The organism is Enterococcus sp. PLH-Efm8 (genome assembly GCF_053011625.1).
Genome location: NZ_CP172568.1, coordinates 889,120 through 902,733 on the forward strand (window position 1 = coordinate 889,120; position 13,614 = coordinate 902,733).

Below are 13,614 nucleotides of genomic sequence, written 5' to 3' on the forward strand. Positions count from 1 at the left end.
TAGCGCTTAGTTTAAAAAATAAATTGAATAATTCAATAGAGTTGCGAATAGTACCCATAAATAATAAGGAATCATGAGCCACATTGCCAGGCGATGATGTAGCCACAACTGATACATAAGCACTGACAAGAAAATAACTAAAAGTGTAATATCGATTGCTGCAATGAAAATATTTCTTAAATCGCCGATTGTAAAATTAAGCTAGACAACTAAAAAAGTCATTTGTGCTACACTCAAAATAGTTCCGACCAAAGAATTATAAGGAGTGAGTACAAATGACCTATACCCATCTTACAACGGATGAACTTGTAATAATAGAGTCTTATTTCAAAATGAATCAATCTGTTGCTAAAACTGCCCATTGCTTGAATCGTTCAAGACAAACGATCCATAAAGTATATCTGTTCTTCAAGCAAGGAAAATCAGCCTTAGAATATTATCAACAGTATAAGAAAAACAAATCAAACTGTGGTAGACGTCCGCTTGTTTTACCCGAGGAACAATCAGAATATATTCAAAGAAAGGTTGTTCAAGGATGGACACCCGATGTGATTGTTGGTCGTGCAGCGTTTCCTATTAGTTGTTCTGCTCGTACCATTTATCGTATGTTCAAAAAGGGGCTATTTGATTCTTCTGACTTACCGATGAAAGGCAAGCGTAAACCGAATGGACATCAAGAAAGACGTGGAAAACAAACTTTCCGCCGCTCTATTCATGAACGTGAAAAGGATTATAGCCAATTCTCAAATGAGTTTGGTCACCTTGAAGGTGACACTATCGTAGGTCTGAAACATAAAAGTGCTGTAATTACCTTAGTTGAACGATTATCAAAAGTTATCATCACATTGAAACCGTGTGGTAGACAAGCGATTGATATTGAAAAAAAATTAAATCAATGGTTTGAATCTGTACCGAAAAACCTATTCAAATCCATCACTTTTGATTGTGGAAAGGAATTTTCAAATTGGAAACAGATCAGTAATGTCAATGATATTGCCATTTATTTCGCTGATCCAGGAACGCCGTCTCAAAGAGGCCTAAACGAGAATTCTAACGGATTGTTACGTAGAGATGGTTTATTGAAATCTATGGATTTCAATTCAGTAGATGAATTTTTTATTCAATCTGTCGCATCTAAACGAAATAATATTCCTAGAAAATCACTGGATTATCGAACACCTTTGGAAGTATTTTTGAGTTACGTAAGTATTGATGATCTGTCTAACTTAATTTGACAATTAAGAAATTAAAAAATAGAGCAGACCATATAAAATTAAAAATGAACTGAATCACAAAAAGACCGACAAGATTGTTTCGCTGTTTTTTGTTGTTGTGATTAAGTAACAAATAAAGAGAAATACCCATCAATATATACAGTAAGGTCCACATCGGCCCAAATATCCAGCTAGGTGGTGCAAATGGTGGAAGTTGCAAAGAATAGTAATATTCTCCGGGATTTCCGCTAAGCAACCCTGATAAAAAGCCTAATATGACAATTCCTATAACACAAACCCAAAAACGAATATCTTTTATCATCTTCATTTTACTAACTCCTTTCTATAATAGTAGTTTACCATGAAGGCTCACAGCAAGACCTGTATTTAGTTTGTGAAGTAAGAAAAAAATTGATAATTGTTGTTATTAAAAAGTTGAACATTTGTTTATATGAATGATGTTTTTGAAAAAGATCATATGATTTGATTCTCATGTTTTCTATTTGTACTTTTCTCGTCTACTTCTGTTATAATCTGCATCTTACTTTTTTCACCTTTTTTACTTCAACATAAAATTATAAAAGCATAATGTTTGTGTTAATACAATAAAGCGTTTACAATGTGGTTATCAAATGAAGGAGGTTTCTACATGAAAAAGATTAGTACGTTATTGTTTATTGGGTTAGTTAGTTTAGGGTTGTTCGGTTTTAGCATTCCAGGTTTTGCGCATGGTTATATTACTTCTCCAGGAAGCCGTGCATACCTAGGAACATCAGCAGCAGGAAACTTAAATCAAAATGTCGGAAGAGCACAATGGGAACCGCAAAGTATCGAAGCTACCAAAAATACATTCATTGATGGAAAAATTGCTAGTGCAGGAGTCAGCGGCTTTGAGCCTTTAGATGAACAGACATCTAACAGATGGCATAAAAACATGGTTAATCCAGGAACATTAAATATTACTTGGAATTTAACAGCACAACATCGGACAAGTACTTGGGATTACTACATTACCAAACCAACTTGGAATCCTAATCAACCTTTGAAATTTAGTGATTTTGAATTGATCACAAAAATAGACGACAAAGCAACTGTTCCACCAAAAACAGTCAACCAAACGATCACACTTCCGCAGGATCGAAAAGGATATAATGTGATTTTAGCAGTATGGAATATCAGCGATACGACAAATGCATTTTATCAAGTGATAGACGTGAATATCCAATAATAATCAAAAAGGGCTGTGACAAAAACTATGTCACAACCCTTTTTTTAAATAAATAGTGTCCTCCTGTTAACTCTTCGGTCACAAGTACAGTATTCATAAAACATGAAGAGCTATTTTTGTTTGGCTGTTCTTATTACTTGATACAGGGCAGACTTTTTCACAACCTCTTTCATTTAGTCAGCGAGTCTCGTCATCTTCACGACAACTTCACAACGTGCAGTCTGAGGAAACATGTCGACGGACTGTAAATATTCAATCTTGAACTTTTTACTTAAATTAACCAGATCTCTGGCAAGTGTAGAAACATTACAGGAGATATAAACAAGTTTTTTTGGAGGGTATTTCAATAATGATTGGATCAATGCGTTATCCAAACCCGTACGTGGTGGATCTACGATGATACCATCAGGCTGAAAACCTTCATTCAACCATTTAGGCAGAACTTGCTCTGCTGTCCCGACTTCATATCGAGTGTTGTGATATCCTAATCTTTCCGCATTTTTTTTTGCATCAGCGATTGCTTGAGGAACGGTATCCATTCCCCGTACTTCTTTGGCTTGTTTTGCTACACTTAAGCCGATCGTCCCAACTCCGCAATAAGCATCCACGATCGTTTCATTAGGCTGGACATCTAATGCTTTGATTCCTTCGCCATAAAGCAATTCGGTCTGCTGAGGATTGAGTTGAAAGAAGGCACGAGGAGAAAGATCGAAAGTCACTTCATTGATTTGTTCTTCAATGGCTTCTTTTCCCCATAAGTGGATCGTTTCATCCCCCATCACGAGAGACGTTTTTTGTGCCTGGACATTTTGCATGATTGAAACAACTTCGGGCAGTCGTTCATTGATCTCACGGATCATTGCGTTTTTTTGCGGGAATTTTTTACTGCGAGTAATAAAAACAACTTGTAACTCCCCAGTTTTAACACCGATTCTAACCATGATTGTGCGGAAGATTCCACTGTTTGTCCGTTCATCATAGATGGGTGCATCAAATTTATTCAATAGTTGAACAACAGTATTCATTACTTTTTGTGTTCGAGGTTCTTGAACCAAGCAGTCTGTTATAGGGACTAACTGATGAGAGTTTGCTTCGTATAAACCAGCTTCAATTTTTTGAGTCTGCTTATTTTTTCGTAACTGAAATTGTGCTTTGTTTCTATAATGCCAAGGCTCATCCATCCCGATCGTCGGCAAAAGTTGATAAGATCGAAAGCCTGCTGGTTTGAATTTTTCCAATGCTTGCAAAAGCAGATCCTTTTTAAAATCCAATTGAGCTTGATAAGCTAAGTGTTGTAATTGACAGCCACCGCATTCATAGTAAACAGGACATGGTGCCACTACGCGATCTTTGCTTGTTTTTTTGACTTTTATTAATTCTCCTTCTGCATAGCGAGGAGTTGCTTTCGTGATTTTCACTAGTACTTCTTCTTTTGGTAGTGCATATGGAACAAATATGATCAACCGTTTGAAATAACCGATTCCTTCACCATTTATGCCTAAACGCTTGATTTTCAAAGGAACCGTTTGTCCAGTTTTGACAATTGTTTCTGCCATAAGTATCTCCCTTTTTCTTTTTTCTGTGGTTTATTCTAACATATAATACCTGATTACGGGGATTTTCTGTGGTATGATAGAGAATATATGTTCGAGGAGGATGTTTATGTTAACCGTTACGAGAATCAGTAAAGGCAAAGGCCCTTTCTATCGCGTAGATTTATCTGAAGGAGAAGCTTTACAAGTATCTGAAGATGTATTAGTACGCTATCGATTATTAAAAGGACGGGAATTAGACGAAGAAACTATCCAAGAGATCAAGAAGAGTAGCGGAGCTGATTTCGGTTTTCACCTAGCAATGAATTACTTAAGTTATCAGTTGCGATCGGAAAAAGAAATCCGAACATACTTAAAAGAAAAGGAAATCCTTCAAGAAGATCGAAATAAAATCGTAGCCCGCTTAAAAGAATTGGACCTTGTCGATGATTTGGTCTATGGGGAAAGTTATGTGCGCACGAATATGCGCTTAAGTGACAAAGGACCAAAGAAATTAGCGCAGCAGATGCAGCAAAAAGGTTTGAAACCTGAAATCATTGAACAAGCGCTCAGCCAATATACATTTGAAGACCAAGTTCAAAATGCACATCAGACAGCCGAAAAAGCGTTTGGAAAAAATCACGGAAAAAGCCAAAAAGAATTATTGAGAAAAATCCAACAAACATTGATGACGAAAGGCTTTTCTCAAGAAGTGATCCAACAAGCGATAGCTGATCTTCCGCAAGAAGCAGATCAAGAAATAGAATATGATTATTTAGTCAAACAAGGAGATAAACTATGGCGAAGAAATTTAAGGTTTGAACCTAAAAAAAGAAATCTAAAAGTAAAGCAAAGCTTATATCAAAAAGGATTTGATTTGGATATGATCCAGCGATTCATTACGGAAAAGGAAGAGGAAAGTGAATAAAGAATGGGAAAAATGGACAGATAAAGAAACAAAAGAATTTCAAGATCAGTTCATTCAATGGTATGAACAAGAAAAAAGAAACCTGCCTTGGCGCTATAATCGTGATCCTTATCGTATCTGGATCTCTGAGATCATGCTTCAGCAAACCAGAGTAGACACAGTGATCGATTATTTTTATCGTTTCATGGAATGGTTTCCTACAATTGAAGAGCTAGCAAATGCTCCAGAAGAAAAGCTTTTAAAAGCATGGGAGGGCCTTGGTTATTACTCAAGAGCCCGGAACATCCAAGCTGCTGCTAAACAGATCATGTCAGAATTTGATGGGGAAATGCCGCAAACGCCTGAAGAAATTAGCTCATTGAAGGGAATAGGACCATATACGACAGGCGCGATTGCAAGTATCGCATTTGGACTTCCAGAACCTGCAGTTGACGGCAACGTGATGCGAGTAGTCAGCAGATTGTTTTGCATTGAAGCAGACATCGCAAAAGCTTCTAGCAGGAAAATCTTTGATGAAGCGATGCGGAAAATCATTGATGAAAAGCATCCAGGTGAATTCAACCAAGCAATGATGGATCTAGGTTCAGCTATCTGTACACCAACTTCTCCAAAGTGTGAGACTTGTCCGATCCAAGCCTTTTGTTTAGCTAACAAACGAGGAATCCAAACGAGTTTTCCTGTAAAAACAAAAAAAGCAAAGCCAAAAGACGTTTATTATATCAGTGCAGCTCTTCAAAATCATTCTGGAGCGTATTATTTTGAAGAAAGAGATAGCCAAAAATTGCTGGCGAATATGTGGACATTTCCAATGATGGAAGTGACACAAGAGGAGTATGAGCGATTGAAAAAAGAATGGGAAACAAAGCCAGAAATCGATCTGTTTGATGACCTAGTAGCAGAAGAAGAGCAAAATCTCCCATTTGAAAAGCAGGAACTCTTTGTTTGGCAGACACGACATTTAGGAGAAGTTACTCATATTTTTAGTCATCTGAAATGGCATGTTCTCCTTTTTTACGGACGGGCAACCGAGGGAGCAGAACAAGAATTTACCGAGAACAAAACTTCGAAGTGGTTGAAGCCTGATGCATTTGATTCGGTCGTTTTTCCTAAGGTCCAAATGAAACTGGTAGATCAGTTAGAGAAAAATCGAAACAATAGGAATCCTTTCTAGGCAAAGCTCATTTTTATTGATATAATAATTATGATGTCGGTGTAATGAACACCCAAACACAAAGCACAAAATGCTGCTTAAGGAAGGGTTGCTATGGGAGTTCCAAAAGAAGGAGAGTTTGTGACGATCCAAAGTTACAAGCACGACGGCAAATTGCATCGAACGTGGCGAGATACCATGGTATTAAAAACAAGCGAACACTCTATGATCGGCGTGAATGATCACACATTAGTCACTGAATCTGATGGACGCCGATGGGTAACGCGCGAACCAGCGATTGTTTATTTTCATAAAAAATACTGGTTCAATGTAATAGCAATGATCAGAGAAAAGGGGGTTTCCTATTATTGTAATCTAGCTTCACCTTTTTTGCTGGACGATGAGGCCTTGAAATATATCGACTATGACTTGGATATCAAGGTATTTCCTGACGGCGAGAAACGACTATTGGATGTCGATGAATATGAGATGCACAGCAAAATGATGAATTACCCGAACGATATTGACTTCATCCTAAAAGAAAATGTGAAGATTCTGGTTGACTGGATCAATAATGGAGATGGCCCGTTCTCGGAAGGCTATATTGATATTTGGTATAACCGTTACAAGCAATTGTCGCGTAAGTAAACACAAAAAAGAACAGTAAGCCAGTGAGAGATTTTTCTCAAAAGCTTGCTGTTTTTTGCTTTTTTCGAAATAAATTTTTATAAAGTCTTTTTCATATAAATATGAGGCATGCCAGCATCTTCAAAAGGATCGCCGTAAGCTGTATATCCTAGTTTTTCGTAAAAAGTTTCAGCTGTGGACTGTGCCCCTAATAAAATCGTATTATAGCCTTGATTCTTAGCAAAGTTTTCTGCTTCTTCAATCAATATTTTTCCTAACCCTTGGTGTCTGTATTCAGAAAGAATCGCCATCCGCTGTAATTTCATTTTTCCGTTTTCTAAAGGCAAAAGACGTACAGTTCCTTGCGGTTCTTTTTTATCTGAGTACAGGACGAAGTGGATACAATGGGCTTCATCTTTGTCTATTTCTCGAGACAAAGGCACACCCTGTTCGACTACAAAAACTTGATGCCTGATCCGTACAGCATCTAAGTAAATATTGCTCATTGTATCTTTTGTTTGTACAACTTTCATGGTCTAGCCACCTTCCTTTCGTATAGTATACTGGAAAATAAAACAAATAAAAAGTATGGCAAGTTTTCAAAAATAAAAAAAGAATAAAAGAATTTTTAACGAATATAATATATACTAGTAAGAAAGAAAGGAGGAAATCTATTGTTTGAAAAACTTAGACAGTCTAAACTAATGTTTTGGTCGCTTGAATTATTGATCATAGCTGCATTGATCATGATTTCATCAGAAATAAACTTTATTTTCGAACCGATCGGGACATTTTTTTCCACGTTATTTGCACCTGTACTGATTGCAGGCTTTCTTTACTATTTATTGAATCCTATTGTCAAGCTGTTGATGAAAGCAAAAATCAAAAGAATATGGGCTGTCGCAATTGTGCTGCTCCTTTTAGTTGCAGCAATTATTTGGATTTTACTTAGTGTCATCCCAAGTCTAGTACAGCAAATTTCCTCATTGGCATCTAATATGCCTGATTTCATCAAACAGGTAGAAAGCTGGTTAAAAGAGGTAGCCGAATTGCCTTTGTTCAAGGAAGTAGATATCAATAAATATTTTGAGCAATTAGACATTTCTTACGGGACAATCATTCAGCAATTCCTTAGTGGAGTATCCAATAGTTTAGGTTCGATCGTTGGAACGATCGCTTCGGCAACCGTAGTAATCATTACAGCACCATTCATCTTGTTCTATATGTTGAAAGACGGAGAAAAACTAGTGCCAAACATCCAACAGTTTTTCCCAGAAAAAAGAAGAAACCAAATTGTGGAGTTATTGGGGCAACTGAATAAAACATTGGCTAATTACATTAGCGGACAAGCAATCGAATGTTTATTCGTTGGTACCTTCACATTTTTAGGATATATGGTAATTGGTGTGGATTATGCTTTCTTATTTGGGGTCATTGCGGGATTGACAAACCTAATTCCATATTTAGGACCTTATCTAGGACTAGCACCTGCATTTCTAGTAACAGTCTTCAATGATCCGGTAAAAGCATTACTTTGTTGTGTGGTTGTGCTAATCGTCCAACAGTTGGATGGGAATATCATTTATCCTAATGTAATTGGGAAATCACTGAAAATCCATCCATTAACGATCATTATCGTTCTTCTAGTAGCTGGAAATATTGCCGGATTGCTTGGTATCTTCTTAGGTGTTCCTTTTTACGCAATCTGCAAGACGATCATTTCCTATATAATCAAAATCGTCAAAGAAGACAAGCAAAATGAAAACAAGAAGAAAATTGCTACGACCTCGTAGGTAGTTTTAGTACACTTGTTTTTATTGCAAAGAAAATTGCTTTGTGATACCATTTTAACGTGGCTATAGTGCCACGTTTTTTTCTATCGTAAACTAAAAATTAATTTTATAAGGAGAGAATGCGATTATGAATGCTGACCCTGAGAGTCAGTCGCTGTTAGCGCAGATTTTATTATTGATCGTTTTGACATTGATCAATGCTTTTTTAGCAGCTTCCGAAATTGCTGTTGTTTCGATCAATAAGAATCGAATCGAGCAAAAAGCTGATGAAGGAGATGTGAAATCTCAAAAGCTTTTAAAAATATTGCAGAATCCAAATAATTTCCTATCGACAATCCAAGTAGGAATCACTTTGGTCAACATTTTGTCTGGTGCTTCACTAGCTAATACTTTATCGGAACGGTTAGCTCCGGTATTAGGTGGCGGCACAGCGGCAAAAAATATTGCAAATATCATTGTGCTGGCTATTTTGACCTATGTATCGATTGTTTTTGGAGAATTGTACCCTAAACGTATTGCTTTAAATAAATCAGAAGAAGTCGCAAAGTTCACTTCAGGGCTGATACGCTTGATTGGTGTAGTAGCTAAGCCCTTCGTCTGGCTGCTTTCTGCTTCCACAAGTTTATTGGCGCGTATCACGCCGATGACTTTTGATGATGAAGATTCAAAAATGACCAGAGATGAAATGCGTTATATGCTTGAAAACGAAGGCGTATTGAATAATGAAGAATTAGAAATGCTCCAAGGGGTTTTTTCTCTTGATACGAAAGTTGCCCGAGAAGTCATGGTCCCACGAACGGATGCATTTATGATTGATATCAACGACACTGTGGAAGAAAATGTGAATGAAGTTTTATCCGAAAACTATTCAAGAATCCCTGTTTATAACGAAGACAAAGATAAAGTAGTCGGAATCCTTCATACAAAGAATTTACTAAAAGCTGCCCATAAATTCGGCTTTGATAATTTAGATATCAAGAAAATCATGCAGGAGCCTTTATTCGTTCCTGAAACGGTCTTTATTGATGATCTGTTATATGAAATGAAAAAGACGCAGAATCAGATGGCTATTTTATTAGATGAATATGGCGGCGTCGTTGGGTTAGCAACACTAGAAGACCTTTTAGAAGAAATCGTCGGAGAAATCGATGATGAATCAGATGAAGTTGAGAATCTTTATGAAAAAATCGATGAACACGAATATATCATCCAAGGACGTATGCTGATTGATGAGTTCAATGAAGCTTTTGACAGTGATCTGCATATGAGTGATGTAGATACGATGGCTGGTTATTTGATTACAGCATTAGGCATGATTCCGGATGAAGGCGAAAAGTTATCGTTTGATGTCGATAATATTACGCTGGTTTCTGAAGAAATGGAAGGTTCTCGAATCCTTAAAATCCGTGTCATTTTTCATGATCCGGAAGAAACAGAAGCGGAACCTGAAGAAGAACGAAGATACTTCAGAAAAGAATTCGAAGATGACGAGCCAAGAAGATAATTGGAAACTTGGTTATGAAAGACGTGTTGCTTGAATAAACAAGCAACACGTCTTTTCTTTTAGTCAGCTGACAAAAAAATATTTGACTCTTATGGTTTGGTGGCTTTTTCATTCGCTGAATCCATGCTATACTGATTCAGTTGTAGTAGTTGACAAAGGTTGTGAAAAAGCTATCCTGCATTAAGTAATAAGAGCAGCCAAGCAAAAACAGCTTTTCGTATTTTTGGCTTGGGTGGGCTTATTGCTGATAGGCTGTCTCTAGAACGCCGTTTACTCGGAAAAAGAGACTGCTACACGGCTTTTGTCACAGCCCTATATGAAATTGTCTTTCTTTAAGAGATCGGACAATCTGTGCCTAGAGAAAATATAAATAATTGAATGGAAGAAATGGAGTTAGGTTATGAATAATCCAAAATTAAAGCAACAAGTGGACAATCGCAGAACTTTTGCGATCATTTCCCATCCGGATGCTGGGAAAACAACGATTACAGAACAATTACTATTGTTTGGTGGGGCTATCCGTCAAGCCGGGACCGTAAAAGGCAAAAAAACAGGTAATTTTGCCAAATCAGACTGGATGGAAATCGAGAAACAACGTGGGATTTCTGTTACTAGTTCTGTTATGCAGTTTGATTATCAAGGGAAACGAGTAAATATCTTGGATACACCAGGACATGAAGATTTTTCTGAAGATACTTATCGTACTTTGATGGCCGTGGATAGTGCGGTCATGGTAATCGATAGTGCAAAAGGGATCGAAGCACAGACAAAGAAATTATTCCAAGTTGTAAAAAAACGTGGCATCCCGATATTTACTTTTATCAACAAACTAGATCGTGATGGTCGTGAACCATTGGAATTGTTAGAAGAATTAGAAGAGCTATTAGATATCGAATCTTATCCGATGAATTGGCCAATCGGTATGGGTAAAGGGCTAGAAGGTCTTTATGATATCTACCATAATCGTGTAGAGTTTTATCGTCCGGAAAATTATCAGGATGAACGATTAGTAGAATTGGATGAAGATGGACTGCTTCCCGAAAATCATCCTCTAACTGAAAATTCCTTATATGAACAAGTCTTAGAAGAAGTAGAACTAATCAAAGAGGCTGGAGATGCATTTAATCAAGAAAAAATTGCTCGTGGCGATCAGACACCAGTATTTTTTGGTTCTGCATTGACTAACTTCGGTGTACAGACTTTTTTAGAGACTTTCGTTGAATTGGCACCAGCTCCTTATGGACACAAAACACAAGATGATCAGATGGTAAGTCCTTATGAGGAAGAATTTTCAGGTTTCGTATTCAAGATCCAAGCAAATATGAATCCAGCCCATCGTGACCGAATCGCTTTTGTCCGAATCTGTTCTGGAACATTCGAACGAGGAATGGATGTCTGGTTGGAACGTACAAATAAAAAACTGAAATTAAGCAATGTCACACAATTTATGGCAGATTCGAGAGAAAACGTCGAAAAAGCAGTAGCAGGCGATATCATCGGTGTATATGATACAGGCAATTATCAGATTGGGGATACATTGTTCGAAGGAAAACTAAAAGTTGCTTATGAAGAACTCCCTTCATTTACTCCAGAGCTGTTTATGAAAGTGACTGCAAAAAATGTCATGAAACAAAAATCCTTCCACAAAGGAATCTATCAATTAGTTCAAGAAGGAGCGATTCAGCTTTATAAAACATATCTAACGGAAGAATATATCATTGGAGCTGTTGGTCAGCTACAATTCGAAGTATTCCAATATCGTATGTTAAATGAGTATAACGCCGAAGTAATCATGTCTCCAATGGGACACAAAATCGCTCGCTGGATCGATCCAGAAGATTTGGATGAGAAGATGAGTTCAAGTCGCAATATCTTGGCTCGTGACCGTTTCGACCAACCGTTGTTCTTATTCGAGAACCAATTTGCAGAACGCTGGTTTGCGGATAAATATCCCAATGTAAAATTAAAAAGTTTGATGTAAAGAAGTCTTGACACAAGCTGCCCTGCATCAAGTAATAAGAATAGCCAAACAAAAACAGCCTCTCATATTTTGTTTAGAGCCGTGACGGATTTTCCGTGACGGCTCTTTTTACTATATTAAAATCATAGAAATGTCTAGGCTCTTTGTCAAATGATGTTGGTAAAGAGAAATCTTAGAATAATTTGGACAGAACAGAAAGAAGAAAACCTCTTTCTGTTCTGTTTATTTGGTTAAAAATGTTTTGCCATGACGAATCATAATTCGTAGTTTGAAATTGTAAAAGTTGCGAAAGCCGTACGCATTGCGTTTTAATACTTTGATGTGGTTGTTTAAGCATTCCAATGGTCCGTTTGAATAGCTGTAGTGAAGCGCATTTTGGATCTGTGGCAGAAACTTTTTAAACGTTCGTAAAGTGGTTGTATAGGTTTCTGGCAGACCGCTAATGTCTCTAGTTAAACAATCCTCAAATAGTGACTGATCTCTTTTCTTTACCGCATAAAGAATGTCTTGGTATAACTGATAGCCTTGGCGTAAGTTGGGACAAGCAGCTAACAGTCGATCGGCAATCTCACTTTCAGTCAAATAATCTTTAAAACTGGCACGCCAAACCCGTTTTTCATAGTTTAACTTTGCTTCTTCTTTTTGTAGGAGTTTCCAATAGCGCTTCAATTTTTTCCCTAACCCTCGTTGAGAGTGGGAATTTCCTTTAAGTCGTACCGTGGTTTCTTTCACTCGATGATTCAAGAAAGTTCTGCCAATATGTTGGACGATGTGGAAACGATCGATGATCAACTGAGCATTCGGGAAAAGCTTTTTCACCAACGAAACATAAGGCGCATACATATCAATAACAATCAATTGAACGGCTTCACGAGTCGCTAATGAAAACCGAGAAAAATAGCGTTCTAAATAAGGCAAGCGTCGATTTTCGACAATATCCAATAATGCATGGCTTTGTCCGTCCATCATGATAAAACTCATTGCACTGGCAACACTTCGAACCGATTTGAATTCATCAAAGCATAAGACCTTTGGCAAAGTCTGTTTGAAAGGATTCAATGGGCGGTAGAATCGCTTCATGACACGATAGACCGAAGAAGTGGAAATATTTTTCTGACGAGCGATTTCCGTCATGGAAGTATTCTCTTTTAAGCGAGCAATGACAGACCAACGAACTTTTTGACTAATGAAACAGTGTTTTTCAGCAACAGAGGTATCCGCTACGAATGTTCTTTGGCAAGACTTACATTTAAATCGTTGTTTCTTCAGCTCCAGATAAGTGCGATACTCAGACACATCATTCAGTAACAACCGAACGGTTGTCGTCCCCCAACGAATGATCCTAGAGGGGACGACACAAAGACAATGGGAACACTCTTCTGGCTTGTACAGAAGAGTTCCTTTGTAAATCAAGCAAATTTGCCCTTTGTATTTTTCTTTAGTTAAACAATTTTCCTCGAAATAGATATTTAGGTCTAGAATATTTAGGGTATCTTTGATAAGCTGAGTATGAGACATCTTGAATCCTCCTATGAATTGGTAGCCAAATTAATTCTAAAGGATTTCAGGGTGTCTTTTCTATATTTTTTTATACAAAAAAGATGTTGGTGAAGTTCACCAACATCAAAAAGTATAGAGCCAATGTCTAATCAAAAAA

11 protein-coding genes and 2 pseudogenes are annotated in these 13,614 nt (G+C 37.3%); 8 read left to right on the forward strand and 5 right to left on the reverse strand.

Translation table 11 applies throughout. The annotated features are described in order from the left end of the window. Positions 1–6: 6 nt before the first annotated feature. A pseudogene (locus ACIFUW_RS04450) lies at positions 7–183 on the reverse strand (TspO/MBR family protein); the annotation flags it as partial. 92 nt (positions 184–275) lie between these two features. On the opposite strand from ACIFUW_RS04450, the gene ACIFUW_RS04455 reads away from it, so the two are divergent. Then, positions 276–1,235, forward strand: a complete 960-nt coding sequence (locus ACIFUW_RS04455; protein WP_002301399.1) for an IS30 family transposase — start codon at positions 276–278, stop codon at positions 1,233–1,235. Between the two features lie 10 nt (positions 1,236–1,245). On the opposite strand, the pseudogene ACIFUW_RS04460 reads toward ACIFUW_RS04455, so the two are convergent. After that, positions 1,246–1,542, reverse strand: a pseudogene (locus ACIFUW_RS04460) (TspO/MBR family protein); the annotation flags it as partial. Between the two features lie 321 nt (positions 1,543–1,863). Between ACIFUW_RS04460 and ACIFUW_RS04465 the strand changes: the two are divergent. Beyond that, a complete protein-coding gene (locus tag ACIFUW_RS04465; protein ID WP_002292856.1) occupies positions 1,864–2,442 on the forward strand; it encodes a lytic polysaccharide monooxygenase auxiliary activity family 9 protein in 579 nt (192 codons plus the stop codon). Between the two features lie 173 nt (positions 2,443–2,615). On the opposite strand, the gene rlmD is transcribed toward ACIFUW_RS04465, so the two are convergent. Then, positions 2,616–3,998 carry a 23S rRNA (uracil(1939)-C(5))-methyltransferase RlmD gene (gene rlmD, locus ACIFUW_RS04470; RefSeq protein WP_002295399.1) on the reverse strand — a complete coding sequence of 461 codons (1,383 nt, stop codon included), beginning with the start codon at positions 3,996–3,998 and terminating at the stop codon, positions 2,616–2,618. A 106-nt stretch (positions 3,999–4,104) separates the two neighbouring features. Here rlmD and recX point away from each other — a divergent pair, with 106 nt between their 5' ends. The 3 genes from recX (at position 4,105) to ntdP (ending at position 6,700) form a co-directional block, all read left to right on the forward strand. After that, complete coding sequence (recX, locus tag ACIFUW_RS04475; RefSeq protein ID WP_002295398.1) at positions 4,105–4,902, forward strand: recombination regulator RecX; 798 nt, start codon at positions 4,105–4,107, stop codon at positions 4,900–4,902. Continuing rightward, a complete protein-coding gene (gene mutY / locus ACIFUW_RS04480; RefSeq protein WP_002296955.1) occupies positions 4,895–6,073 on the forward strand; it encodes an A/G-specific adenine glycosylase in 1,179 nt (392 codons plus the stop codon). Before recX ends, mutY begins: the two co-directional genes overlap by 8 nt. A gap of 93 nt (positions 6,074–6,166) precedes the next feature. Next, entirely contained in the window at positions 6,167–6,700 is a 534-nt protein-coding gene (gene ntdP / locus ACIFUW_RS04485) for a nucleoside tri-diphosphate phosphatase (protein ID WP_002290817.1), read from the forward strand. A 77-nt stretch (positions 6,701–6,777) separates the two neighbouring features. Here ntdP and ACIFUW_RS04490 read toward each other — a convergent pair whose 3' ends face one another. Further along, positions 6,778–7,212, reverse strand: a complete 435-nt coding sequence (locus ACIFUW_RS04490; protein ID WP_002290819.1) for a GNAT family N-acetyltransferase — start codon at positions 7,210–7,212, stop codon at positions 6,778–6,780. A gap of 141 nt (positions 7,213–7,353) precedes the next feature. On the opposite strand from ACIFUW_RS04490, the gene ACIFUW_RS04495 reads away from it, so the two are divergent. From ACIFUW_RS04495 to ACIFUW_RS04505, 3 genes are all read left to right on the forward strand, one after another. Continuing rightward, positions 7,354–8,472, forward strand: coding sequence for an AI-2E family transporter (locus ACIFUW_RS04495; protein WP_002290821.1), 1,119 nt, complete (start codon positions 7,354–7,356; stop codon positions 8,470–8,472). Positions 8,473–8,599: 127 nt separating this feature from the next. Continuing rightward, entirely contained in the window at positions 8,600–9,976 is a 1,377-nt protein-coding gene (locus ACIFUW_RS04500) for a hemolysin family protein (protein WP_002295395.1), read from the forward strand. 400 nt (positions 9,977–10,376) lie between these two features. Further along, positions 10,377–11,957: a peptide chain release factor 3 gene (locus ACIFUW_RS04505; protein WP_002295394.1), complete on the forward strand. Its 1,581-nt coding sequence runs from the start codon at positions 10,377–10,379 to the stop codon at positions 11,955–11,957. A 222-nt stretch (positions 11,958–12,179) separates the two neighbouring features. On the opposite strand, the gene ACIFUW_RS04510 is transcribed toward ACIFUW_RS04505, so the two are convergent. Further along, the gene (locus tag ACIFUW_RS04510; RefSeq protein ID WP_002296623.1) at positions 12,180–13,475 is read right to left on the reverse strand and encodes an ISL3 family transposase; all 1,296 of its coding nucleotides are present in this window, start codon (positions 13,473–13,475) and stop codon (positions 12,180–12,182) included. Positions 13,476–13,614: the final 139 nt, after the last annotated feature.

Coding starts and splice junctions, on each gene's coding strand:
- ACIFUW_RS04455 (WP_002301399.1), top strand. CDS start 276: ATGACCTATACCCATCTTACAACGGATGAACTTGTAATAATAGAGTCT.
- ACIFUW_RS04465 (WP_002292856.1), top strand. CDS start 1,864: ATGAAAAAGATTAGTACGTTATTGTTTATTGGGTTAGTTAGTTTAGGG.
- rlmD (WP_002295399.1), bottom strand. CDS start 3,998: ATGGCAGAAACAATTGTCAAAACTGGACAAACGGTTCCTTTGAAAATC.
- recX (WP_002295398.1), top strand. CDS start 4,105: ATGTTAACCGTTACGAGAATCAGTAAAGGCAAAGGCCCTTTCTATCGC.
- ntdP (WP_002290817.1), top strand. CDS start 6,167: ATGGGAGTTCCAAAAGAAGGAGAGTTTGTGACGATCCAAAGTTACAAG.
- ACIFUW_RS04490 (WP_002290819.1), bottom strand. CDS start 7,212: ATGAAAGTTGTACAAACAAAAGATACAATGAGCAATATTTACTTAGAT.
- ACIFUW_RS04500 (WP_002295395.1), top strand. CDS start 8,600: ATGAATGCTGACCCTGAGAGTCAGTCGCTGTTAGCGCAGATTTTATTA.
- ACIFUW_RS04505 (WP_002295394.1), top strand. CDS start 10,377: ATGAATAATCCAAAATTAAAGCAACAAGTGGACAATCGCAGAACTTTT.
- ACIFUW_RS04510 (WP_002296623.1), bottom strand. CDS start 13,475: ATGTCTCATACTCAGCTTATCAAAGATACCCTAAATATTCTAGACCTA.